20 protein-coding genes and 1 pseudogene are annotated in these 24981 nt (G+C 62.5%); 6 read left to right on the top strand and 15 right to left on the bottom strand.

The features are described from left to right. Positions 1–698 precede the first annotated feature (698 nt). Genes CDQ92_RS15510 through hutI form a run of 7 tightly spaced genes read right to left on the bottom strand, consistent with a single transcriptional unit; the run spans position 699 to position 7035 of the window. Positions 699–947 (bottom strand): hypothetical protein, encoded by a 249-nt coding sequence (locus CDQ92_RS15510; protein WP_088442356.1) that lies wholly within the window; start codon positions 945–947, stop codon positions 699–701. 28 nt (positions 948–975) lie between these two features. Beyond that, the gene (locus CDQ92_RS20925) at positions 976–1236 is read right to left on the bottom strand and encodes a hypothetical protein (protein WP_144035805.1); all 261 of its coding nucleotides are present in this window, start codon (positions 1234–1236) and stop codon (positions 976–978) included. 37 nt (positions 1237–1273) lie between these two features. After that, on the bottom strand, positions 1274–1831 hold the full coding sequence (locus CDQ92_RS15505) for a HutD/Ves family protein (protein WP_158213873.1): 558 nt from the start codon (positions 1829–1831) through the stop codon (positions 1274–1276). Next, positions 1828–3495 carry a urocanate hydratase gene (hutU, locus tag CDQ92_RS15500; RefSeq protein WP_088442352.1) on the bottom strand — a complete coding sequence of 556 codons (1668 nt, stop codon included), beginning with the start codon at positions 3493–3495 and terminating at the stop codon, positions 1828–1830. The genes CDQ92_RS15505 and hutU overlap by 4 nt, the downstream gene beginning before the upstream one ends. Continuing rightward, the gene (gene hutG, locus CDQ92_RS15495) at positions 3492–4313 is read right to left on the bottom strand and encodes an N-formylglutamate deformylase (protein WP_088442350.1); all 822 of its coding nucleotides are present in this window, start codon (positions 4311–4313) and stop codon (positions 3492–3494) included. Before hutG ends, hutU begins: the two co-directional genes overlap by 4 nt. Then, positions 4310–5839 (bottom strand): histidine ammonia-lyase, encoded by a 1530-nt coding sequence (gene hutH / locus CDQ92_RS15490; protein ID WP_088442348.1) that lies wholly within the window; start codon positions 5837–5839, stop codon positions 4310–4312. The genes hutG and hutH overlap by 4 nt, the downstream gene beginning before the upstream one ends. Next, the gene (gene hutI / locus CDQ92_RS15485; protein ID WP_088442346.1) at positions 5836–7035 is read right to left on the bottom strand and encodes an imidazolonepropionase; all 1200 of its coding nucleotides are present in this window, start codon (positions 7033–7035) and stop codon (positions 5836–5838) included. Before hutI ends, hutH begins: the two co-directional genes overlap by 4 nt. A gap of 81 nt (positions 7036–7116) precedes the next feature. Between hutI and CDQ92_RS15480 the strand changes: the two genes are divergently transcribed. Together CDQ92_RS15480 and hutC (CDQ92_RS15475) are read left to right on the top strand one after the other, a co-directional pair. Next, positions 7117–8493 (top strand): formimidoylglutamate deiminase, encoded by a 1377-nt coding sequence (locus tag CDQ92_RS15480; protein ID WP_088442344.1) that lies wholly within the window; start codon positions 7117–7119, stop codon positions 8491–8493. After that, entirely contained in the window at positions 8490–9254 is a 765-nt protein-coding gene (gene hutC, locus CDQ92_RS15475; RefSeq protein ID WP_088442342.1) for a histidine utilization repressor, read from the top strand. Before CDQ92_RS15480 ends, hutC (CDQ92_RS15475) begins: the two co-directional genes overlap by 4 nt. 32 nt (positions 9255–9286) lie before the next feature. Here hutC (CDQ92_RS15475) and CDQ92_RS15470 read toward each other — a convergent pair whose 3' ends face one another. Continuing rightward, a complete protein-coding gene (locus CDQ92_RS15470; protein WP_229667449.1) occupies positions 9287–10039 on the bottom strand; it encodes a UTRA domain-containing protein in 753 nt (250 codons plus the stop codon). 204 nt (positions 10040–10243) lie between these two features. On the opposite strand from CDQ92_RS15470, the gene CDQ92_RS15465 reads away from it, so the two are divergent. Both CDQ92_RS15465 and CDQ92_RS15460 read left to right on the top strand, forming a co-directional pair. Next, complete coding sequence (locus CDQ92_RS15465; protein WP_237246130.1) at positions 10244–12502, top strand: TonB-dependent receptor; 2259 nt, start codon at positions 10244–10246, stop codon at positions 12500–12502. Then, positions 12489–13955, top strand: a complete 1467-nt coding sequence (locus CDQ92_RS15460; protein WP_268239167.1) for a PepSY domain-containing protein — start codon at positions 12489–12491, stop codon at positions 13953–13955. The genes CDQ92_RS15465 and CDQ92_RS15460 overlap by 14 nt, the downstream gene beginning before the upstream one ends. A gap of 369 nt (positions 13956–14324) precedes the next feature. Here CDQ92_RS15460 and hutC (CDQ92_RS15455) read toward each other — a convergent pair whose 3' ends face one another. The 7 genes from hutC (CDQ92_RS15455) to CDQ92_RS15425 form a co-directional block, all read right to left on the bottom strand. Next, the gene (gene hutC, locus CDQ92_RS15455) at positions 14325–15125 is read right to left on the bottom strand and encodes a histidine utilization repressor (protein ID WP_088442332.1); all 801 of its coding nucleotides are present in this window, start codon (positions 15123–15125) and stop codon (positions 14325–14327) included. A 254-nt stretch (positions 15126–15379) separates the two neighbouring features. Beyond that, positions 15380–18619, bottom strand: a complete 3240-nt coding sequence (locus tag CDQ92_RS15450; protein WP_088442330.1) for an efflux RND transporter permease subunit — start codon at positions 18617–18619, stop codon at positions 15380–15382. Continuing rightward, positions 18609–19850 (bottom strand): efflux RND transporter periplasmic adaptor subunit, encoded by a 1242-nt coding sequence (locus tag CDQ92_RS15445; protein WP_088442328.1) that lies wholly within the window; start codon positions 19848–19850, stop codon positions 18609–18611. The genes CDQ92_RS15450 and CDQ92_RS15445 overlap by 11 nt, the downstream gene beginning before the upstream one ends. Then, on the bottom strand, positions 19847–21130 hold the full coding sequence (locus CDQ92_RS15440; RefSeq protein ID WP_088442326.1) for a TolC family protein: 1284 nt from the start codon (positions 21128–21130) through the stop codon (positions 19847–19849). Before CDQ92_RS15440 ends, CDQ92_RS15445 begins: the two co-directional genes overlap by 4 nt. Positions 21131–21192: 62 nt before the next feature. Continuing rightward, the gene (locus CDQ92_RS15435; protein ID WP_144035803.1) at positions 21193–21564 is read right to left on the bottom strand and encodes a hypothetical protein; all 372 of its coding nucleotides are present in this window, start codon (positions 21562–21564) and stop codon (positions 21193–21195) included. Positions 21565–21707: 143 nt separating this feature from the next. After that, entirely contained in the window at positions 21708–22676 is a 969-nt protein-coding gene (gene dmeF / locus CDQ92_RS15430) for a CDF family Co(II)/Ni(II) efflux transporter DmeF (protein WP_088442322.1), read from the bottom strand. Between the two features lie 10 nt (positions 22677–22686). After that, positions 22687–22959: a metal/formaldehyde-sensitive transcriptional repressor gene (locus CDQ92_RS15425; protein ID WP_088442320.1), complete on the bottom strand. Its 273-nt coding sequence runs from the start codon at positions 22957–22959 to the stop codon at positions 22687–22689. 657 nt (positions 22960–23616) lie between these two features. Between CDQ92_RS15425 and CDQ92_RS15420 the strand changes: the two genes are divergently transcribed. Together CDQ92_RS15420 and CDQ92_RS15415 are read left to right on the top strand one after the other, a co-directional pair. Further along, the gene (locus CDQ92_RS15420; RefSeq protein ID WP_088443360.1) at positions 23617–24537 is read left to right on the top strand and encodes a HEPN domain-containing protein; all 921 of its coding nucleotides are present in this window, start codon (positions 23617–23619) and stop codon (positions 24535–24537) included. A 217-nt stretch (positions 24538–24754) separates the two neighbouring features. Next, positions 24755–24981, top strand: a pseudogene (locus CDQ92_RS15415) (hypothetical protein); the annotation flags it as partial.

The following is a 24981-nucleotide window of genomic DNA, read 5'->3' as shown; positions in this document are numbered from 1 at the left end:
GTGAGCGTATTGCGGAACAAGACGAGAGGTACGCACTTAAAATCAACACTCCGCCGCATGGTGCGTCTGCTGCAAATGCAGCGCTCCAAGCATTTAAGTGGAATTGCCAAGAGACCCGATCCCGTCTTCTCGCTGGTCCCGCCACACACCGCCCCGGCACCGATATCAATGCCGGGGCAGGATGCTGGCCTCAAAGAGGCAAGGCAGACGCCGCCAAGACGGGTCCGCTGACCGGAGGAATAACTTCTTCGGATGGCGCCAAGGTGCGGTCTACCCAATCCCTATGGATGTCAACATGACAGTGTCCGGCGATGTCGCAGTTTATAAGTCGGCCGAGAGGGCGGACGAGAAGCCATTAGATATAAGGCCGACAAAGGCCTAGACCCGGTCGATGCTGACGGAGATTCAATGCCTTGCGAGAGCTGCGGGCTTCGCTGATCAGGCGAGCATTTGCCAGACAGACTCCCTTCGCCTGTCCTACCTCGCATTGGCGGCAGGTTGGCGGAAAGTGGCCGCAATGGCTGCATATCAAGACGACTGGCATCGCCTTCACGATTGATCGGGCGCAAATCTGGCCGAGCCGGGAGGACGAAAACGAAGAACGCCTGCTCGATTGTCATGAAAAATCACGCGATAGAGCCGCCGTCGCCGCAATTGCGATTGCCGGAGGCTCGGCGCCTGCGCTGTTACGTGACTTATCAGGCCGGTTCGAGCGCAGGTCGCCGCGGTATGGGAGTCGGGTCGCCAGCATAGGTCTTGGCTGCCGGAGTTTTCAGATGGGCCTCGAGCAGATCGAAGATCACCGCATCTTCTTCGAGGTTGAATTTGCGTGCGAACAGGTCAGGGCTGAGCGTCAGGCGGAGCGCATCGGCAGTGACGAAGGTGCGCGGACGCAGCTTGATATCGCCGTCAGGTATCCAGTCGATCGTGCGTAGATCATCGTTCACCACCTCGCCCTGGTTGGGCTGTTCATGATCAGGGTCTGGAAAAAGGCCTCGTCAGGGAGGAAACTACGACGATAGAAGGCCTTGAAACGCGCGGCGCTGGGGTGATGCACCGCGAACTGGCAGAAGCTGCGCTCACCACTTTCCACTGCGTGCCGATGAAAGGCGTCGCGCCTTTCAGAAAGGTGCGCGGCAACCGCGTGTGATACATCTGTCCCAGCGCTTCGACGAACATATGGCTGACGCGGTTCATGGTCTCGGGGCGGACAGCGCGCTGATCGAGCGCGCGCATATCCGCGGAGCGGCGGATTGCGCTCCGCCTCGCCTGGTTAGACGAAGATTTCGACGGCGATCAGCGGGCGATCGAATGTCAGCCCGGCGGGAATCCCGCCGGTCAGAAGCAGCGCGTCCTGCTGCGCCAGCGCGATCGCATCGCCGTGGACGCGCACCGTCGTCGGCTGCTCGGCTAGCAACAGGCATTGCGCCGCGGTGCTCGGCCGCGCTGTCGTCCAGCAGTCCACCGCTATCCGGCTGCGCCCGCGACGTGCCATGAGGTTGAACACGGTGCAGGGGCCTTCGACGGGGCGGGCCGCAACCGCCGCCTCACCGGCGAACCGGATGGCGCGCGCGCCGGGGGAGATCCGCTGTTCACCGGAGTCGCCGATCGTTAGCAACAGTTCGCGGCGCAACAGCAGGAACGCGCGATCAACCTGGGGCCAGAATGAAAAGGGCCCGGCGGCAGCAATCGTCGCGATGCTCGCGCGCCACCAAAAATCATCTTCGCCCGCGCCCGCCGGAACGGTGACGATATCGTGGGTGATGCCGCCGCCGTTCCGCCACGGCCGCGCGATGTAGGCGCGGCTGGCAAGGTGCAGGACGCCGGTCACCCGGTGATGGCGGGCAGGTCGAGACCTTTGGCGCGGGCGCAATCGAGCGCGATGTCATATCCCGCGTCGGCGTGACGCATCACCCCCGTCGCCGGGTCGTTCCACAGCACGCGCCCCAGCCGTTCGGCGGCTTCGGGGGTGCCGTCGGCGACGATGACCATGCCGCTATGCTGCGAAAAGCCCATGCCGACGCCGCCGCCATGGTGGAGCGACACCCAGGTTGCGCCGCTGGCGGTGTTGAGCAGGGCGTTGAGCAGCGGCCAGTCCGAAACCGCATCGCTGCCGTCGCGCATCGCTTCGGTTTCGCGGTTGGGGCTGGCGACCGATCCCGAATCGAGATGATCGCGGCCGATGACGATCGGCGCCTTCAGCTCGGCGTTCGCGACCATGTCGTTGAACGCGAGACCCAGCCGGTGGCGGTCGCCCAGCCCGACCCAGCAAATGCGCGCGGGCAGCCCCTGAAACTGAATCTTCTCGCGCGCCATGTCGAGCCAGCGGTGGAGATCCTGGTGGTCGGGTAGTAGCTCCTTCACCTTGGCATCGGTCTTGTAGATGTCCTCGGGATCGCCCGACAGCGCGGCCCAGCGGAACGGACCGATGCCGCGGCAGAACAGCGGGCGGATATAGGCGGGGACAAAGCCCGGGAAATCGAACGCATTCTCGACCCCCTCGTCCTTCGCGACCTGACGGATATTATTGCCATAATCGGTGGTCGGCACTCCCGCGGCCTGGAAATCGAGCATCGCGCGGACATGCGCCGCCATCGACGCCTTGGCGGCTTTGGCGACCGCGGCGGGATCGCTTTCGCGCTTGTCGATCCACTCGGCGACGCTCCAGCCGGCGGGAAGATAGCCGTTGACGGGGTCGTGGGCGCTCGTCTGGTCGGTGAGCAGGTCGGGACGGATGCCGCGGCGATACAATTCGGGCAGGATTTCGGCGGCGTTGCCGAGAAGCCCGACCGAGACGGGCTTCTGGTCGGCGCAGCTCTGTTCGATGATCGCCATCGCTTCCTCGATCGTCGCGGCCGAAGCGTCGAGATAGCCGGTGCGCAGCCGCATTTCGACGCGGCTCGGCTGACATTCGATCGCCAGGCACGACGCCCCCGCCATCACCGCCGCAAGCGGCTGGGCGCCGCCCATGCCGCCAAGCCCGGCGGTGAGCAGCCATTTGCCCGCGAGGCTGCCGCCATGATGCTGACGGCCCATCTCGACAAATGTTTCATAAGTGCCCTGCACGATGCCCTGGGTACCGATGTAAATCCACGATCCGGCGGTCATCTGGCCGTACATCGCGAGCCCGCGCTTATCGAGTTCGTTGAAATGCTCCCAGTTCGCCCAGTGCGGGACGAGGTTGGAGTTGGCGATCAGCACGCGCGGGGCGTTTTCATGGGTGCGGAACACCCCGACCGGCTTGCCCGACTGGACGAGCAGGGTCTCGTCGGGCTCGAGCCGCCGCAGCGTTTCGACGATCTTGTCATAGCTTTCCCAGTCGCGCGCGGCGCGGCCGATGCCGCCATAGACGACGAGTTCTTCGGGACGCTCGGCGACGTCGGGATGGAGGTTATTCATCAACATCCGCAGCGGGGCCTCGGTCAGCCAGCTTTTGGCCGACAGTTCGGTCCCGGTGGGCGCCTTGATGATGCGGCTGTTGTCGAGGCGGGTCATGTCTTTCCTTTCGTGGGCGCAGCGAACACGAGGCACGCGCGCAGAATGTCATGGAGAATAGGGGTGAGGCTGGCAGCGCGTGTCGGGTCGAGCGGCTGTGGCCAGTTGGCTTCATCGATGGCGGCGGGCTCGACCAGATAGCCGCGCATTGCCAGTTCTATCTGCACCGCGTGCATGCCGTCGGCCGGACGGCCATAATGGCGCGTGGTCCAGCCGCCCTTGAAACGGCCGTCGAGGACATGGCTATGCCCGCTCGCGGCGCAGACGCCTTCGATTGCCGCCGCCAAGGCGGGATCGCAGGTCACGCGGCCGTTGGTGCCGATATTGAATTGCGGCAATTCGCCGTCGAACAGGCGCGGGACATGGCTGCGGATCGAATGGGCATCGTAGAACACGACGCGGGGGTACAGCGCTTTCAGCCGCGCGATCTCGGCTTCGATGGCGGCATGATAGGGGTCGAACCACCGCGCCCGGCGCCGCGCAATTTCGGCGGCGTTGGGGCCGGCATCGGGGTACAGCGGTTCACCGTCGAAGGTCGTCGCCGGGCACAGCTCGGTCATTGCCTGCCCCGGGTAGAGCGACGCCCCCGACGGATCGCGGTTGACGTCGATGACGCTGCGCGAAATGCCGGTGCGGATCGTCGTCGCGCCGAGGTCGGCAGCAAAATCATAGAGCCGATCGACCCACCAGTCGGCGTCGCGGCGCGCGAGCCATTCCGAACGAAAGGCGGCGCCGATATCGGCCAAGTCGGTTCCCGTGTGCGGAAACGCGACTACGAGCGGCGCCTCGCCGCGCCTGATGTCGAGCCAGTCGGTCATGCGATGCCGGGGAGCAGGTCGCCTGCCGTCGCCGCCAGCGCGCCCGACCGGACGAGCGCGTTTGCCGCCGCGATATCAGGGTGGAAATGGCGGTCGTCGGCGAGCGTCGGGACGCTTTCTCGCAGCAGGCGATGCGCGCGTCCGAGCGCCGCGCTCGATTGCAGCGGCGCGTGGAAATCGACCCCCTGCGCCGCGGCGAGCCATTCGATCGCGATCACCGCGGCGGCGTTGGCCGCCATGCCGTGCAGGCGCCGCGCGCCATGCGCCGCCATCGACACATGGTCCTCTTGATTTGCCGAGGTCGGGATCGAATCGACGCTGGCGGGATAGGCGCATTGCTTGTTTTCGCTGACCAGCGCCGCGGCGGTGACCTGCGGGATCATGAAGCCCGAATTGAGGCCGGGCCGCGGTGTCAGAAACGCGGGCAGCCCCGACAAGGCGGGGTCGACGAGCATCGCGATGCGACGCTCGGAAATCGATCCGATCTCGCAGATCGCGAGCGCGATCATGTCGGCGGCGAAGGCGACGGGCTCAGCGTGGAAATTGCCACCCGACAAAGCTTCATCGGTGTCCGGAAAGATCAGCGGATTGTCCGAAACGCCATTCGCCTCGATCGCCAATGTCGTCGCGGCCTGCCGCAACAGGTCGAGCACCGCGCCCATCACCTGCGGCTGGCAGCGGAGGCAATAGGGGTCCTGCACCCGCGTGTCGTTCTCCAGATGGCTGGCGCGGATCGGCGATCCCGCCATCAGGCAGCGCAGTGCGCCCGCGACCTCGATCTGGCCGCTATGGCGGCGCAGTTCGTGGATGCGCGGGTCGAACGGGGTGTCCGATCCCTTGGCGGCCTCGGTCGACAGCGCGCCGGTGACCAGCGCCGACCGGAACAGCAATTCGGTCTCGAACAATCCCGCGAGCGCATTGGCGGCCGAAAATTGCGTGCCGTTGAGAAGCGCGAGTCCTTCCTTGGCGGCGAGTTCGATCGGCGTCAGGCCGGCTTTTGCCAGAGCTTCGGCGGCGGGCAGACGTTCGCCCGCGACAAAGATTTCGCCCATGCCGATCATCGTCACCGCCATGTGCGACAGCGGCGCCAGGTCGCCACTCGCGCCGACCGATCCCTGCGCCGGGATCACCGGGGTCAGCTCGTGGACCAGCATCGCATCGAGCAACGCGACGGTTTCGGGCCGCACCCCCGACGCGCCCTGCGCCAAGCTGGCGAGCTTGAGCGCCATCATCAGCCGGATGACCGGCACCGGCGACGGATCGCCGACCCCGGCCGCATGGCTGAGCACGATATTGCGTTGCAAGGTTGCGAGGTCGGCGTCGTCGATGCGGACGCTCGCCAGCTTGCCAAAGCCGGTGTTGATCCCGTAAACCGGCTCGCCATGCGCGAGGATGCGGCCGACCGCGGCGGCGCTGGCGGCGATGCGCGGCGCTGATGCCGGGTCGAGCCGGGGCACGGCGCCGCGATAGATGGCGCGCCAGTCGGCGAGCGAGGCGGCGCCGGGAACAAGCAAAATGTCGGTCATCGACCACTCCAGATACGGGCATGGAGCGGGTTATACCCCATGCGATAGACAAGTTCGGCGGGGCGTTCGACGTCCCAGATCGCCAGGTCGCAACGCTTGCCGGCCTCGAGCGTCCCGATGCGGTCGGTCAGCCCGAGCGCCTGCGCGGCATTGCGCGTCACCCCCGCAAGACATTCGGCGACCGTCAGGTGGAACAGCGTCGCGCCCATGTTCATTGTCAGCAGCAACGAGGTGAGCGGCGAGGTGCCGGGGTTGCAATCGGTTGCAAGCGCGATCGGCACACCCGCGAGGCGCAACGCGTCAATCGGTGGCAGGTGCGTTTCGCGAATGAAATAATAAGCGCCGGGCAGCAGCGTCGCGACCGTGCCCGCCGCCGCCATCGCGGCGATGCCCGCATTGTCGAGATATTCGAGGTGATCGGCCGACAGCGCGCGATATTTCGCCGCGAGCGCCGCGCCATGCTGGTTCGTTAGCTGTTCTGCGTGGAGCTTGACCGGCAACCCGGCGCGCTGCGCCGCATCGAACACCCGCCCGGTCTGCGCGGTGCTGAAACCGATCCCTTCGCAAAAGGCATCGACCGCGTCGGCGAGACCGAGCCGCGCGATTTTGGGCAGCATCTCCTCGACCAGAAGCGCGATATAACCGTCGGGATCGGCGGCATATTCGGGCGGCAGTGCGTGGGCGCCGAGGAAGGTAGTCGCGATCTGGACCGGGCGCTTGCCGCCGAGCCGGCGGGCAGCGCGCAGCATCCGGATTTCGCTGGCGGTATCGAGCCCATAGCCCGATTTGATCTCGACCGTCGTGACCCCCTCGGCGATCAGCGCGTCAAGCCGCGGCAGGGCGCCCGCGACGAGTTCGTCCTCGCTGGCTTCGCGGGTCGCGCGCATTGTCGACACGATCCCGCCCCCGGCCCGCGCGATCGCTTCATAAGATGCGCCGTCGAGCCGCATTTCGAATTCGCGGGCGCGGTCGCCGGCGTGGATCAGATGGGTGTGGCAGTCGATCAGTCCCGGCGTCATCCAGCGCCCGTCGCAGTGGATGGTTTCGGCGGGGTCGAGCTCGGGGGCTTCCGCCGCGGCACCGGCGTAGACTATGACGCCGTCGGTTGCGGCGACCAGACCCTGTTCGATCAGGCCCATACCGTCGCCGGCCATTGTCGCCAGCCGCGCGTCGCGCCACACTTTGTCGCATCGCATCGTTCGAATCTCCCTGGGAGCGATCATTGCATCGATCAGCTTTAATGTATAGACATTAATTGTCTACTGAGAGGAATCGGGATGATTGATCAAAATAATGCCGAGAAAACAGTGCATTTCGGCCAAGCGCTGCTGGCTACCGGCTGGGCGGAGAAGGTCCGCGTCGCCATCAGCGGCGGGTTGATCGCGACTATCACGGTCGACGTAGAAGCCCAGGGCAATGATGATCGTCACGCCATCGGCCTTCCCGGCATGTCCAATGTGCATAGCCATGCCTTCCAGCGCGGCATGGCGGGGCTCGCCGAGGTGCGGGGTCCCGGCAGCGACAGTTTTTGGACTTGGCGGGATATCATGTACCGGTTTGTCGATCGAATCGATCCAGATGGCCTGCGCGCCATCGCGGCGCTGGCCTATGCGGAAATGCTGGAAGCCGGTTTCACCCGCGTTGGCGAGTTTCACTATCTGCATCGCGATCCTGCGGGAGTGGCCTATGCGAACCCTGCGGAACTGTCGCACGCGATTATCGCGGCTGCCGCCGACACCGGAATAGGCTTGACGCATCTGCCGGTCTTCTATGCTCATTCCGGTTTCGGCGGTACCGCGCCCCGCCATGCGCAGCGCCGCTTTGTCCATGACCTCGATGGCTTTGCGCGCTTGCTTGATGCAGTGCGCGCGGGCACGGCCGCATTACCCGATGCGATCGTCGGCATTGCGCCGCACAGCCTGCGCGCGGTCACGGCCGACGAGCTTGGACATCTGCAGACGCTGGCCGGTACCGGGCCGATACATATTCATCTTGCCGAACAGCTGAAGGAGGTCGAGGATTGCGTGGCGTGGAGCGGGCAGCGACCAGTCGAATGGCTGATGGATCACGCTAACATCGACGCACGCTGGTGCCTCGTCCATGCAACTCACATGACCGGCGAGGAAACGGTGGCGCTGGCACAAAGCGGCGCGGTGGTCGGACTGTGCCCTATAACCGAGGCCAATCTGGGCGACGGCCTGTTTCCCGCCGTCACCTACCAAGCGGCAGGCGGGCGCTTCGGAATCGGCACCGATTCCAACGTGCTGATCGACATGTCGGAAGAAATGCGGCTGCTCGAATATGGCCAGCGTCTCTTGGCGCGCGCGCGTAACATCATGACTGCGGCGCCAGGTCAATCGACGGGACAGGAGATGTTCGACGCTGCGGTGCGGGGCGGTGCGCAGGCGTTGGGGGTTGCAGGCGGACTCGCCGTCGGCCATGCCGCTGACATGATTAGTCTCGACAGCAGTCACGTCTCGCTCGTTGAACGAAAAGGTGCGCAGATTATGGATAGCTTTCTGTTTGCCGCCGGACGCAGCGCGATCGATGGAGTATGGCGGCGCGGCACGATGGTAGTTCGCAGCGGCAAACATGTCGCGCGCGATGCGATATCCGATCGCTATCGCCGCGCTTTGCAACTACTGGTCGCGTGACCCTGCCGCTGCACGAACGTATCCGTAGCAAGATCGAGGCGGCGATCTTGTCGGGGGCGCTACGTCCAGGAGCCCGCTTACCCACCGAACATGAATTGATGCGCGAGTATGATTGCGCGCGGATGACGGTCAGCAAGGCGCTGTCGTCGCTTGCTGCGGCAGGCCTGATAGACCGGCGCAAACGAGCAGGCTCGTTTGTAGCACGCCCCAAAGTCCATTCGATGGTGCTTGACGTTCCCGATCTCGAGCAGGAGGTGACCCAGCGCGGACAGCGCTACCGCTTTGAACTGGCGAAGCGGATCGTGAAACGGCCGGACATAGGCCATGACGAGGAAATTCAGCTCGCCGGGAGCGGCGACCTGTTGCTGATCGAGGGGGTCCATTTTGCCGACGATGTACCTCTGGCCGTTGAGGCGCGACTGGTCAGCCTGACGGCGGTGCCGGAGATCGCGGCACAAGCCTTCGATCGCTCGTCACCCGGCGCCTGGCTGATACGCTACGTCCCCTGGACCGAAGCGGAAACGCGAATCGGTGCGGTCCCCGCCAACCGCGAGGTCGCCGCGCGCCTGAATTTGCCCCCGGGATCGGCTTGCCTGTTCATCGAACGGCGCACTTGGCGTGGTGATGAGGGCATCACCCTGGTGCGCCAGCATTTTGTCGGATCGGCGTACGACCTGATCGCTCGCTTTGGTTCGGCGCGGAGCATGGCGGAAGTTAAGAAGCAATCCGTTCAAAATGGCGATGCTTCGGCACAAGAGTAGCCGCCAGGGCTGACGGAAATCAGCTGTGGCTGTTACCAGGACGGCTTGAAACTCCCATGCAGGCTATGATCGCCCCCAGGGTACCAAAACCGACCAAGAGTCACTGGGACGTTGGCGTTCCAAGTCCTGCGTTCGACGACTAGGCATGGGTCGCCAACCGTCAGTTCAAGGAAATTGGCTACCTTCTCGCTAGCCGCGCGCGCGGAGATTAGGTGACGGGCCTCGGTATACGCTACATGCGCTAGCAGCCATTGCCCAGGACTGACTGCGTGCAGATTTTCATGCGCAATCTTGGGTGCAGCCTCGAGGTTGATGACCCGCTCCTCGAACTGAAATGGACGCTTGTTTGATAAATGCAGGCACTGGACCTGAAAAAGCGGCGTTGTTTCATCGCAGTTAAACTGCCGGCTAAGTTCGGACGCGCTTGATATGATTGCAGTATCGATCAGCCTGTAGCTGTAGTGAGCTCCTGACTGGTGAACCATATCGGCCGGATCCCATATCTCGAAAACGGGGCGCTCTCGCGCCTTTTCGGTTACAATTGTCCCGATTTTTGGGCGTCGCTGGACCAAACCTTCGGTCGCCAGGCTCTGGATCGCCTTGTTCACCGTCATGCGCGATGTTTCAAAATGAGCGGTCAGCAATATCTCAGTCGGGATACGTGTACCTGAAGGCCACCGTCCGCTGACAATCGGCAGCGAAAGCGATCGTCGAATCTGCAACCACAAGGGACCCTCGCCGTCCAACGGCGGAATGGCGCTGATGCTAACTTTCGCCTCACTCACGGCCACCGCTACTCCCATCAATTTGCAGGATTTGCATCCGCCGTACGTAACGCAGATTATTTTTAGCGCGCGAAATACCCCAAATTTCCGACACTTCCATGGCGTCCCCCATCGCGATTTACGAGCAGGAAAAAAATGTGAGAACCCCTCTTGACGTAATAAAAGTTTAAGATCAACCTCAATTGACTATACAAATACGAGTCGATGGCCTTGGGAGAGGCGATCCATTCAACAGGGGAGAACATCATGCGTGGCTTTGCCGGAAACCGACCGTTGTACGCTTCTCTTTCGGTCATCGCGTTGCTGTGGTCCACGTCTGGTTTGGCGCAAGACTCGGCGGTGGATACGACCGTCGAAACCGATCAGTCCAGTGCCGATACGCAAGCCGCCGATGAAGCGAATGAAATTACGGTCACGGGCTGGCGCTTGCGTCAGCTCGACCGGGAGAGCGAGACGGCGAGCCGGCTTGGGCTTACGATCCGGGAGACCCCGGCGACAGTCGATCAGATTACGTCGAACGAGATTTTGACCCGCGGCTTTCGTACCGTCGAGGAAGCAACGGTCAGTCTGCCGGGCGTGACTTCCGGGGGTTCGCCCGGAGCACCATCGCTATTCTCGATGAGGGGCTTTACCGGCGGGCAGGTGACGGTGCTGCACAACGGCCTCTATCTCGGACCCGCACAAACGATCAACCGGCCAGGCAACACATTCAACATCGAGAGCATCGACATCCTGAAGGGGCCAGCATCAGTGCTTTTCGGTCAGGGAGCGGTGGGCGGTGCAGTCAACATCGTCAACAAAAGTCCTGATTTCAAGGAAGATAGCCTGCAGGTTCTTGGATCATATGCGACCTTCGACACGGTCAGCGTCGGGGTCGGCGGCAACAAGCTTCTGTCCGATAATCTCGCCGCCCGGTTGGATGTCAGCTACCACCGCACCGGTGGTTTTGTTGAAGATGCGCCCGCCGACTCGTTTAACGCAACGGCGGCATTGCTGTTCGAACCCAGCGCAGATTTCTCGATCGAGATCGGGATGGATTTCCTCGAAGATAATCTTTCACCATACTTCGGCACCCCGCTGGTGCCTACGTCGTTCGCGACCGACCCGATTGACGGCATACTTACGACCGCCAATGGTTATGTTGTCGATCGCCGGACCCGCTTCAAGAACTATAATGTCGAAGACAGTCGCGCGCATTCGAGGCATTTTTGGCCTCGCATGGTGATAAATTGGGCGCCTTCGGACTCGGTGAGCATCTCGAATACAGCCTATTACTTTCATGCAACCCGGCAGTGGCTCAACGCCGAGAATTTCATTTTCAATGAAGCGACCAACCTGATCGATCGCGATCGTTTCTTCGTCTTGCACAACCAGGATCTCGCCGGCAATCAGTTTAGCGTAACCTTCAAACACAAGCTGTTCGGGCTTGATAATCGGCTGGTGGCGGGCATCGACTACAGCCACCTCGATTTTAAGCGTGAGCGCGGCTTTCCGGACGGTGACAGCGTCGATCCGCTGAATCCGTCGCGCGGCCTGTTCGGTCCACTGGTCGGTCGTGTCAGCCCCACCCGATGGGACCAAGTCGCCCTTTTCGCTGAAGATGCCCTCGACTTGGCCGATGGCTTCAAGCTGGTCACTGGAGTACGCGCCGAACGATTGTATCTGACACGCGAGAATTTCGATTTTGCGGGCAACTTTGAGGCAGATACGAGTTTCACGCGTACGTACAAGCTGCTGAATTGGCGACTGGGTGCCGTTTATGACGTGACGCCGAATATCACCACTTATGCCTCCTTCAGCACCGGCAAGGATCCGGTCGGTTCCGACATCTTTCTGGTCGACGCCAACGAAGATTTCGGATTGAGCAGCTCGCGTCAGTACGAAATCGGCCTGAAAGCCGATGCGCTTGGCGGTCGCGCGTCGTTCACGCTTTCCGCCTATAGCATCAAGCGCAAGAATATTCTGACCCAAGTTGCGCTCGATCAGTTGAGCAACATCGGCAGCCAGAAATCGAAGGGCATCGAGTTTACAAGCGAGATGAAAGTAACCGACAACTGGACCTTGATCGCCAGCGGTTCGTATGTCGACGCCAAGTTCGGCGAATTTGTCGATCCGTTCTTCGGCATCGCCGCCTCGGGCAACAGGCCGCCGAATGTACCGAAGTGGGTGGGCAGCATCTGGACCACCGTCCGCGATATTGGCGGCCTACCGCTAGAGATGGGCGGCGGGATGAAATATGTCGCCAGCAGTTACGGCAACACTGCCAATACGCTCAAGCTCAACAGCTACGCGACCGGCATCGTCTATGCGTCCTATGAACTGACACCTAACATCTCGCTCACCGGCCGGATCAACAACGTGTTTGACAAGACCTATGTGCAGTGGGCTGACATCTACTATCCGGCCCAGGTGCTTATGGGCGAGCCGCGTCGCTTTGAGGTGAGCGTTCTTGGCCGCTTCTAATTGGCAGAGATGGAAGGCAGGAGGCACTAGCGCGCTCGTCTGGTTTCATCGCTGGCTGGGGGTCGCGACATGCTTGATCTTGGCGATGTGGTTCGCGAGCGGCGCGGTGCTGGTCTTTCAGCCTTTTCCGTCGCTTCCAAAGAGCGCGCAGATTGCCGCCGCGCCCATGCTGGACATGAACGCGATAGCAATTTCACCGGCGCAGGCAGCCGCCAAGACTGACTTGGACTCAGAGAGCGTGCGGCTGATCCAACGCGCCGATGTCCCCGCCTATCTTGTTCAATCCGGCGCTGAGACGGTCGCGATCGGAGCGCGGGACGGCAACGTCCTGCCTCCGATCAATGCCGCTATTGCATCCGCATCCGCGCGGGCGTTCTTGCATCTAGAGGCGCCCACCACGCATGGTCCAATCGAATATGATCAATGGATCGTCGACAACGGCTATGATGCCGGGAGGCCATTTTATCGTGTCGCAGCGAACGATCAGGCTGGAACGCAGATCTATATCTCTGCTCGTACCGGCGAAATCGCGCAGCGTACGACCACGTCCGAGCGCGGGTGGAATTGGGTAGGCGCAGTGCTCCACTGGGTCTATTTCACGCCCTTGCGCGCCAGCTTCTCGATCTGGGATACGCTCGTCTGGTCACTGTCCCTGCTCACGACATTGGTGGCTGTTGCTGGCATGACGTTGGGCTTGATCCGGACTTTCGCCGCTCGAAAGGCGGGGCGCAAACAGCTGACATTCTTTCGTCTGAAATGGCTAAAGTACCATCACATCCTCGGACTCTTTATAGGAATAGCGGTCATCAGCTGGGCTGCGAGCGGCTGGCTGTCCATGGACCACGGCAGACTATTTTCACGCGGGCAACCAACTGCCAGCGAGTTGAGTGCCTATCAAGGGCGGCCAATCGGTGAAGCGGTTTCCCAAATTAGTGCGACCGCGCTCCGGCGCATTGGCTCGGCAAAAGAGATTAAGTTCTCGGCGGTCGACGGTCAGGCATTGATGACCGTGCAGGGCACCGAGGAGATGACTAGATTCGACGCCAACGGGATGCCCTTGTCCGTCGCATCGCTCGATAAGCGAGTTCGAAGTGCAATATCCAAAGGCTGGCCGGATATGAAACTCACTGGCGCGGCAGACGTGCACCCGTCAGATTTCTACGCTTTGGCGGAAGCCATGCCCGGAACGGTACGCAAATACGAGTTACAGGGCGATACAACCTTGTTTCTCTATATCGATATGACGACTGGCTCGATTGTGGCGTCGATGGATGAAAGCAGATTGGCCTATTCCTGGCTTTATTATGGCCTGCACACACTCAAGGTTCCGGGCCTCATAGATCGTCCCGTCCTCCGGAAAATATTGGTGCTCATTCTTCTAGGCGCTGGTTTTGCGTTCAGCTTGACTGGGGCGATAATAGGCGTCCAGAGACTACGCAAATCCATATCCTAGTGGAAATCGCTCTGAACGATCGGGCCCATCGAGGATCGGACCTATTTGCAGGGATCGAGGTTTGTTGAGGCGGTTAGTTCGCCAACTCGGATGCGGTTCGTCGATGAACACCCGTGCGTTGGACTGTGCGCTTTAACGAGGTGCGCTTGCTTTCTTGCGATGATTGGCGAAGGCCGCAACTGGCGTCTCCAGGCTGCGCATGCGCGCCTTGCGGATGCAGAAGCAGTTCAGCATCCAAAGGGGGGCGTGGGAAGGATCGAGCGATAACTGGCCGTCAGGCTGATGAATCACCGAGTGGGGTTCGCCGCGGCGTAGCGGCTGCGCCACCCCGCCGCAAACGTCTCCGATCGCTCATGCCAATTGCCGCGGTCACTCGCCGGCCGAAAAGGTGGCTGAAAGCTCGAACCGCGTACCGGGGTGCGTTAGCAAGGCATGGGAGACAAGGCGCGAGTGGCTCCAAGTCCGCCGCGTCATCTGCAATATGGGTTCACCCTCGAACAGCCCGAGCATGCTCCGCATCCGCCCATCGGGCATCGTCGCGCAAACGCGATGTTCGACGCGCTCCAGGGGTGCGATGCGCATGAGATACGCGTTCGGCGTCATCTGGGTAAAATCGAGCTTACCATAGGCAGGTGCGATCGATGCGAGGACAAACCGCTCCTCGATCTGGATCGGAAATTCGTCCTCATGATGGACAATGATCGAGTGGAACAACTTCGTTCCTACACGAACGTTGAGGAGTGGCGCCGTTTCGATGCTGGCACGTACTTCGCGATTCTGGATGACGCGGGCGCGGTAATCATGACCACGCCCGCGGACTTCGTCGGCGATGTTCCGAATCTCTATCGTCTGGCCGATCGGCTTTGCTTCGGCGATAAACGATCCACTGCCAGCGCGGCGGACCAGGATGCCTGCTGCCTGAAGCTCGCGAAGTGCTCGGTTCGCGGTCATGCGCGATACACCGAATTGGTCAACCAGTTCGGCTTCGGAAGGGACGCGGTCGCCGGGCTTCAAACACCCGCGCCGGACGGCGTCCCGAATGCTCTGCTTGATCGCCGCATAGCGCGGCGGCGACCGGGTGTCCTTGCGATCCGGGCGGCTTTGCCGAGCGGTTGCCGGATCGTTAGAAACGCCTGATCGGCGGCCGGTCGAGGGAGAGCGAGAATCCATAAACTTTCCTCACAGGTCCGGGCGATCGATTCCCGACGTTTCAAATGGGAGGGCCGGGCGCGGTCGAGGCTTCGACCGACGTGTCAGCTTTGCGGGGTTTACGAGCCGCCGTGTGTTACAGCGCCGGCCAATTGGGATGCTGTTCGTCGATCATGGGTGTGCGTCCCTAGCGGGGCGATCGTTTGCGTGAACATGTAGATAGCATCCTTATACTCGGGTGCCCCGCGCACCGCGAGGGCGCGCGGGGCGAGCGGTCAGGCCGGTGAAGGCTTGGCCGCTGGGGGCTCGTATTTTTGGTTCTTCGAACGGCGGCCGTGGACCATGCGGTAGAGCGCGGGCAGGATGAGCAAGGTCAGGATCGTCGACGAGACGATGCCGCCGATCACCACCGTCGCGAGCGGGCGCTGCACCTCGGCGCCGGCGCCGACGTTGAACGCCATTGGCACGAAGCCGAGACTGGCGACCAGCGCGGTCATCAGCACCGGCCGCAAGCGTGTGAGCGCGCCCTCGCGGATCGCCTCCTCCAGCTCGCTGCCCCCTTCGCGCAGCTGGCGGATGAAGCTGAGCATGACGACGCCGTTGAGCACCGCGACGCCCGAAAGGGCGATGAAGCCCACCCCGGCCGAGATCGACAGCGGCATATCGCGAATGAGGAGCGCGGCGACGCCCCCGGTGAGCGCGAGCGGCACCCCCGAGAAGACGATGGCGGCATCCCTGACCGAGCGAAACAGTGCGAAGAGCAGGCCGAAGATCAGCAGTAGCGCCGCCGGCACGACGATCTGGAGCCGCTGGGCTGCCGAAATCAACTGTTCGAACGTGCCGCCATAAGCGATCCAGTAGCCGGAAGGCACCTCGACCTCGGCATCGACCTTTGCCCGGAGCTCCTCGATGAACGAGCCAAGATCGCGGTCGCGCACGTTTGCGGTCACCACGACGCGGCGTTTGCCGTCCTCGCGGCTGATCTGGTTGGGGCCGATGACAACCTCGACCTTCGCGACATCGGCGAGCGGCACGAAACCGCGCAGGCCGGCACCGGGCGCCGCACCCATCGTCACATCGGCGGACGGGCCGATGGCGCGGAGCGGAATCCGCAGCCTCCCGATCTCGTCGACCCGTTCGCGGACGTTCTCGGGCAGACGCACGATGATTGGGAAACGCCGATCGCCCTCGAAAATCTGTCCGGCCTGAACCCCGCCGATCGACACCGCGACGACGTCCTGAATGTCGCCGACATTGAGGCCGAAGCGTGCAAGCGCGCCGCGGTCAGGCGTAATCTGCAAAGTCGGCAGGCCGGTGACCTGTTCGAGGCCGACATCCTGGGCGCCTTCGACCCCGGCTGCGATACCTTCGATCTGTTCGCCCACTTCAAGCAAAGTATCGAGGTCGTCGCCGAAGACTTTGACCGCGACGTCGGCGCGCACCCCCGAAAGCAGTTCGTTGAACCGCATCTGGATCGGCTGGGTGAACTCGTAATTATTGCCTGGTATCTGCTCCACGGCGGCCTGCATTTCGCGGACAAGCTCGGCCTTGGGTTTTCTGGGATCGGGCCAGTCGGCGCGGTCCTTCATGATAATGAAGGTGTCGGCGACCGATGGCGGCATTGGATCGGTCGCGACTTCCGCCGTGCCGATCTTGGACACGACCCGGTCAACCTCCGGGAATTGTTTGATCCGCGCTTCGAGCGTTGCCTGCATCGCGACGGCCTGGCTGAGGCTGGTGCCGGGAATGCGAAGCGCGTGGAGCGCGATATCGCCCTCATCGAGGTTCGGGATGAACTCCGAACCCATCCGACTGGCAGCGAACCCGGAGATCAGAACGAGTGCAACTGCACCCGCAACGAAAGCGGTGCGCAGCCGCATCGCCTTGTCGAGCGCGGGCGCATAGATACGCCGCGCCCAGCCCATCAACCGGCTTTCCTTCTCCTCGACCTTGCCCGTGACGAACAGCGCGACGGCTGCTGGCACGAAGGTGAGCGAGAGGATCAGCGCCGCCGTCAGCGCCATCACGACGGTGATCGCCATCGGGTGGAACATCTTGCCCTCGACTCCCGTGAGCGCGAAGATCGGCACATAGACGAGCGCGATGATCATCATCCCGAACAGCGAGGGACGGATAACTTCAGACGTTGCCGTTGCCGCGAGCTGGAAGCGCTCGCCGCGATCGAGCAGGCGGCCGAGCCGGTGCTGTGCCTCGCCGAAGCGGCGAAGGCAATTCTCGACAATGATGACCGCGCCATCGACGATCAGGCCGAAGTCGAGAGCGCCGAGGCTCATAAGATTGCCCGACACCCCGCCGCGCACCATGCCGGTAATCGTCATCAGCATCGTGATCGGGATGACTGCCGCTGTGATCAGCGCCGCGCGGACGTTGCCGAGCAGCAGGAACAGCACGACGATGACGAGCAGGGCGCCTTCGATCAGGTTTTTCTCGACGGTCCAGATCGCGCGTTCGACGAGATTGGTGCGGTCGTAGATCGCGACGGCTTTCACGCCTGCGGGCAGCGCCTTGGCGGCTTCTTCGAGCCGTTCGGCGGCAGCACGCGCAACGATGCGGCTGTTCTCGCCCGCGAGCATGAACACCGTGCCAAGCACGACCTCCTTGCCATTTTCGGTCGCGGCGCCGGTGCGTAGTTCTTCGCCCATGCCGATGTCGGCGACGTCGGCGACGCGGATCGGCACGCCGTTCCGGTTGCTGACGATGATCATCCCGAGTTCGTCGGTGCCGGCGGCCTGACCCGGCGTGCGGACAAGATATTGTTCGCCATAGCGTTCGACATAGCCCGCGCCGCGATTGTCATTGTTGCGTTCGAGCGCCTGCACCACATCGCCGAGCGTCAGCCCATAGGCCGAGAGCCGCGCCGGGATCGGGGTCACATGATATTGGCGCTCGTAGCCGCCGATGCTGTTGACCTCGGTTACCCCTGGCGTGCTGCGCAGCTGCGGCCGGATCACCCAGTCCTGCAAAGTTCGCAAATCCTCGGGGGTGTAAGCACTGCCGTCAGGCTTTTTCGCCCCCGGCTCGGCCTCCAGCGTGTACATGAAAATCTCGCCGAGGCCGGTCGCGATCGGCCCCATTTCGGGCGTGACACCGGGCGGGAGTTGCTCGCGCGCCGATTGCAGCCGTTCGTTGATCAGCTGGCGAGCGAAATAGATGCTCGTGCCATCCTCGAAAACCGCGGTGACCTGAGAGAGACCGTAGCGCGATACCGAGCGGGTGTATTGCAGCCCCGGCAGGCCGGCGATTGCCGTCTCGACGGGGAAGGTGACACGCTGTTCGGCTTCGAGCGGTGAGAAGCCCGCCGCCTCGCTGTTGATCTGCACCTGGACGTTGGTGATGTCGGGGGTGGCATCGATCGGGAGGCGCTGAAAGCTCCAGACCCCGATCGCGCAGAGCACAGCGACAATCGCGAGAACCGACCAGCGAAAGCGGATTGCGGCCGCGATCAACCGTTCCAGCAAAGGAAGGCTGCCCGGTGGGGCTGGATCAATGGTCATGGCTGGCCCCCGATTTTTCGACGTCGGCGCGGATCAGGAAAGCGCCGTCGGTGACATAGATTTCGCCGGGCGCGAGCCCGCCAAGCACTTCGGTCCATTCGGGGGTGCGGCGGCCGATTTCGAGCATCCGCACCTCATAGGTGTTGCCGACCTTGGCGAAGACCACCTCGAAGTCGCGGAAACGCTGGATTGCCTTCGTGCGCACCGCGAGCGGGACGTTGGCTTGCGCGACGGCGAAGCTGCCCTCGACCCCCATGCCGGGCCGGAACGTGCGCGAAGCGACCGGCGGCAGATGGACGTGCGCGATCATCGTTTGGCTCGCGACATCGGCGGCAGGCAGCACCGCCTCCACTTCGGCCTGAAACCGGCCCTCACCCGACAGGCTTTTGAGGCTCACGGGCTGGCCGACGCGCACCCGTTCGGCGTCGCGCGGATAAACGAAAAACTCCGCATGAAGCTTGGTCGGATCGGCAATGACGAACAGCGCGCGGTCGCCGGTCGTGTCGCCGACATTGACGTTCTTCTCGACGATCGTGCCGCTGATCGGGGCGGGCACCGTGTAAATCTGGAGCGAGTGGCTCGATTCAACCCGTGCGAGCACCTGCCCCCGCCGCACCTGTTGACCCAGCTTGCCATTCAGCGACACGATAAGGCCCGGCAGCCGCGCGCGGACATCGGCCTTGCCTTCGGGGGTGATCTCGATCCGGCCGCCCATGTCGATGAGGTCGCTGACCGTCGCCGGTCCCGCGGCCTCGACCTTGACCCCGCCAGCCTTGGCGGCTTCGGGCGCGATCGTCGTTCGTCCTTCGTAGGAGGCATAGGACCATTTATGATTGCGCCCGCCTTCCGATGCCGCGACGCGGACATCAAAGCTGTGCGGTTCGGTGACGACGCCGCTGCCGCGCAGGAAATCCTCCTGCGGGGTGAAGCTGAAGCGATCGACCTTGCCGCCGAGGCGGCCGAGTTCGATCGTCAGCTGGACGTCCGAGGGTTTGACCGGCTTGTCGTTCCGATAAGCGTAAACGCGAAACTCGGGGTCGACGCCGTCTTCGAAGATGGTGACCTCGAGCGCAAGATCGCCGTCGCGCAGCATTCGGCCGCGGTGCGGGCCGCGCTCATATTCGCCGGCCTTCGCCGTTGTGGCGTCCTTGTTTTCCGTGCCGCTGTCGCTACAGCCAGTGAGCAAAGCGAGGCCAATGACCGACGCCGCCCCGAGCAGATATTTGGTCATCGTATCGTCTCCATATTAGCAAGCAGGGGTGCGTGGCGACCGGTCAAACGGTCGAGCCGGACCCCCAGAAGGTGGAAGCGGCGCAGCAGCTCGATCCGCCGCGCGCGCGCATCGGAAACCGCCGCCTGCGCCTGCGAAAATTCGAGGAAAGTGAAGGCGGTGCCGCCCCGCGCCAGACCGTCGCGGATCAGCCGAACTGCGCGCGTCGCGCTGGGCAGCACCTCGGCATCGATGCGCCTGATCTCGGAGGCGATGAGCTGGCGCTCGGCGACGAGCCTGTCGATCTCGCGATCGATCTCGACGCGGGCCACGGCGATGTCTGCCTCGATGGCACGTTGCTCGGCTTGAGCCCGCACGACATTGCCACGGTTGGCCCCCTTGGTGCCAAGCGGGACCGAGCCACCCACCATGATGGCGAAGTCATTTCCTTCGCCGAAGTGACGAAGCCCGACACGGCCGCTCGGATCGGCGATATTGCCGGTCTCGGCGAGCCTGACCTTCGCTCCGGCTGCCGCGCGCTCTGCCACGAGCAGGTCGACATCGGCGGACTCGCGCGCGGGCGGCACCGAGATATCGACCGTCTGGAATATCGTTGGATCGAGCCTGAAATCGCCGCTCCCGCCCCACCACGCCGCGAGGTTCTTGCGCGCGATGCGCGCGGCTTCGCGCGCCTGTTCGAGTGCGATGTCGGCCTGCGCGACGTTGGTCCGCGCACGCTCGGCAGCGAACCAGGGATCGAGCGCGCCGATGACGCGCTTTACGACGTCGAGTTCGACACGCTGGAGGTCGGTGAGCCGCGTCTCGGCGATCGAGATCGCCGCTTCGGCGGCAAGGGCATCGACCCACGCTGCCTGCACGCGCGCGAGGCGGTCGAGCAGGCGGACGCGGTTCTGTGCGCCGACCACGGCGACATCGGCGCGCGCGGCGCCGATGCGCGCCTCGCGCTTGCCGCCGCGCTCCCATGTTCGCTCGTACCAGCCGGTGGCTTGTGACCTGTTTAGCGGCGAATAGGGACCGGTGCCCGCGAAATCCTCGAAGTCTGCGCCAACGACATCGCGCGGCCGGACGTCGGCCTGCAAGACGGCGGCATCAGCGGATTCGAGACGCGCTGCGCCGGCGGCGATGGCGGGATCCCGTGTCGCGACCCGCGAAAGTGCCTCGTCGAGACTTAGATTTTGTGCCCATGCGGGCTGCGCGGCGGCAGCCAGTAGTACGCCTCCGCAGAGCAGGGCTCTGCGGGTGGCACGCGCGCCGGAGCGCGCACGAGATTTTGAAAACATGTGATAGCAGCCTCGCTGAAAGGCGTGGAAACATCCCACGCCTCGTCAGAGGGCGCGGGAACTCAGGCGTTCAGCGAGGCGGTTCTGGGCGGGCGTTCGGGTCCGATGGATCGCAGGCCGGCAACATGTCGGTCCTTTTCGGCTACCTGCATATGGGGAGGCGATAGAATCGTGGGGGCGGTTGCCGCATCGGGAACGAGCAGATTCGGACCATTATCGCCATGATGATGATGGCCGCTCGAGGCAGGGTCGCCCGGTTCTTCGTCACCATCGGGCACATCGTCGTGATGAACGGCATGGTGATCGACACTGTCATGAATGACATCGACGGAGAAATCGGCGGCGTCCTTATGATCGTGCGTCATAATGAAGGACGGCGCATGCTGAAGTTGATTCGCTGCCTTGGCGGGAATCGTGGTCGCATAGAGCGTCATGAGCAGCGCGCAGAGCAACAGGATCAGACGGCTCGGCAGAGAGGAGCGCGGCTTCGGCATGCGCCCGCGTGTAACTGCGCACGACTGCATTGACAAGCGAAGCGCCAGGGATCGTGTCTCTTTCGACTGTCCTGCCGACGACCTCATGCGCTTTGCCGGGGTTCATGCACCCCGATCGTAAGATGGGCGATCCCGCGGATATGGGCTAGTTCGTGTCGCAGATCGGCCGAATCGATCGCTCCCTCGACTTCGACAATCGCCGCATTGGCGTCCGGTCCCACACGCCACACATGAAGGTCCGTAAGACGAACGTCTGCGAATTTTCCGACCCGGTCGCGGATCGCCTTATCCATCCGCTTATTGGTTCGATCGAGCAAAACGGCAGCCGTGTCGCGCATCAAGGACCAGGACCAGCGAGCGATCACGACCGCGCCGACGATCCCCATCGCAGGGTCCATCCAATGGAGGCCAAGATACCGCCCTGCGAGAAGAGCCGCGATCGCGAGAACCGACGTCAGTGCGTCGGCAAGGACATGCATATAGGCCGAGCGCAGATTATTGTCGTGGCCGCAGGCATGATCGTGACCGGGGTGATGATGATCGTCCTCAGGGTGCGCATGTTCGTGATGATGGTGGTGGTGATGGTGATCGGAACCTCCCATCAGCAGCAGCGCGCTTACGATGTTGACCAGGAGGCCCAGCACCGCAACCAGCGCGGCATTGCCGAAATCGACGCGCACCGGGTCGATCAATCGCGTGACGGATTCGCTCGCGATACCGAGCGCAAAAATGCCGAGAATCAGAGCCGATGCGAAGCCGGTCAGGTCGCCGACCTTTCCGGTGCCGAAACTGAATTTGGGATTATTGCGGTGTTTTTTGGCATAGCTATAGGCGGCCGCCGCAAGGCCGAGAGCACCGGCATGGGTCGCCATGTGGAAGCCATCGGCGAGAAGGGCCATGGAGCCGGTGACGTAACCGGCAATGATTTCGGCGACCATCATCACGGCCGTAAGACCGACTACCCAGAGCGTTCGCTGGGCGTTTCGATCGTGGGCTGCGCCCAGAAAGACGTGATCATGTGCCGGATATTCAGCGTTTGTCGAAGCAGTCATGCGGTATCGCCTATTTGGAATATCGACGGATAACGGCAAGCAGCTCATCGGCGCCGGTCGCGCGTTCCTCGTGGGAAAGTCCATCCGCAGCAACGTGCGAGGTGAGGTGCTGGGCGATGATTTCGTCCAGCAGCCCATTCACCGCGCCGCGAACAGCGGCGACGCGATGAAGAACCGTCGCGCATGGCGAGTCGGATACCAGCGCTTTCTCGACAGAGGTCACTTGTCCGGCGATGCGCCTGACCCTCGCGACAAGTTCGGAATTATCTTTCAGATGGCTCATTAGGGAACCTAGGTAGGGTATATCCGCTCGGAAGGCAAGAGGACCATGTCCGCGGCTACGGACATGTTAAGCGCGCGCCGAAACCCGGGTTGGCCTCCCGATTGAGCATCGCCAGAAAATTGGATATGGGTCCTTTTCGCCCGGATTTGGTACTCGAACCGCTCAACTGGATTTTTTGCGGGTCACAAACGGGGTCAATTTGAAAACCAAATCTGATTTTATCAATAAAATAGTTTTATCGACGGAAATTGAGTCTTCTTCTGCCATGCCGGTCAGAATTCGACACCGCGTCGCCGGGACGGCGGTCACCCCGAACGAAAGCAGGACGGGAGCGCACGTTTCGATCCATAGATGGTGATCTTACAACGGCGGCACTTCATGCGAAGCGGCGTTCGCGCTCCCATAGTTGAATGACGTATTCTTGTCGGTAGCCATCGCTGTGCCAACGGCAGCTAGACCAGATTCTCCGCCCTGAACCGGACAGTCTCGTTCCGGCCACTTTTGACCAAAATGAGAAGCTAGATGGCGTTTGGTTAGTCACGCATATCCGCTCAAGTCGTTGCGGTGCGGATCACCACCGGAAATTATGCCCATCCCATTGTGCGCGGTAATCTGTCCTTGCCAAAGTGGGCGAACTTCCCGAAGATTCTCCCCAATATGCGCACCGACATCGATCATCTTCCTGCCGCGAAGCAGCGCGAGCTTGAGCGCATTGTCGAGATTTTGTTCGACGAGTTCGGGCAGGCAACGGAAAACGCGACCGGGCGCCGCAAGGGCGCCCGCATCCTCAAGATCATCCTGTTTGGCTCGCACGCGCGCGGCGATTGGATCGATGCGCCGTTGTCGGCGAACCAATATAAATCCGACTACGACATCCTCGTCATCGTCAGCCAGAAGGAACTGACCGACCGCGCTGCGTATTGGGCGAAAGCAGAGGAACGGCTGATCCGCGCTTACACGATCGAGAAGACGCTGCGCACGCCGGTGAATTTCATCGTCCATTCGCTGCATGAGGTGAACGACGGCCTCGCGCATGGCCGTGTCTTCTTCATGGAAGTCGCAAAGGATGGCGTCGCCCTCTACGAAGTCGACGGTTCCGAATTGGTCGCGCCGAAGCCAAAGACGCCGCAGCAGGGGGTGGACACGGCACGAGAATATTTTGAGGAGCATGTCGCGAGCGCCGCCGAACTTCTCGAAATTTACAAATTTTGCATTGAGCGTCGGAGTTGGAAAAAGGCCGCGTTCAACCTTCATCAAGCTGCCGAGAGCTTATACCAAGGCCTGTTGCTCACGTTGACCTATTACACGCCGTACAACCATAATATCGCCTTCCTGCGCTCGCTCGCAGAAGGGCTTGATCGTCGCCTCTATGGCATCTGGCCGGCGGACACCCATCGCGAGCGCGCGATGTTCCAGAAGCTGAAAGAAGCCTACACGAAGGCGAGGTACTCAAAACATTACCGGATCAGCGAAGAGGAGTTGTCCTGGCTCGGTGCGCGCGTCGAAGAATTGGGCCGCGTCGTCCATCAGGTTTGTTCGGAGCGCATCGCCGAACTGGAGGCAGCGGCGCGCAAATAGGCGCGTGCGCCGGTAGCTTGCCGGGACTCCCAGATTCTGGCATAACCTCGCCCACGGGATGGAGTGACTGGCGGTCATCCCGAGGATAACCCTGCCAGGCATCATGTAGGTTCGGCCATCACGGTCGGGCAGTTGCTGATCGCCGCAATAGCGGCCCAGCGGACACCGCTTGCACGTCCGCGCGACAACGCGCGGACCGCCGCTGTGCGAGCTTACCATGACCACCCCAACGAACGACGTTTACGCGCGCGAAGTCGTAATGGCGCGCGTCGGCCATCTTGTCCGCCGCAAGCAGCGCGAGATCGAGCGGATCACGTGCATCCTGCGAAGTTTCTTCGATCCAAATCAGGTGCAGGCGCCCGAGCCGGGCCGGATCAAACGCATCATCCTGATCGGTCCCTACGCGCGGCGATCCTGGTACGAAGACAGTCGGACGATCGACTT

Origin of the sequence: Sphingopyxis bauzanensis (assembly GCF_002205675.1) — a bacterium.
Taxonomy (GTDB): Bacteria; Pseudomonadota; Alphaproteobacteria; order Sphingomonadales; family Sphingomonadaceae; genus Sphingopyxis; species Sphingopyxis bauzanensis.
This window is presented reverse-complemented; position numbering and strand designations above follow the sequence as displayed.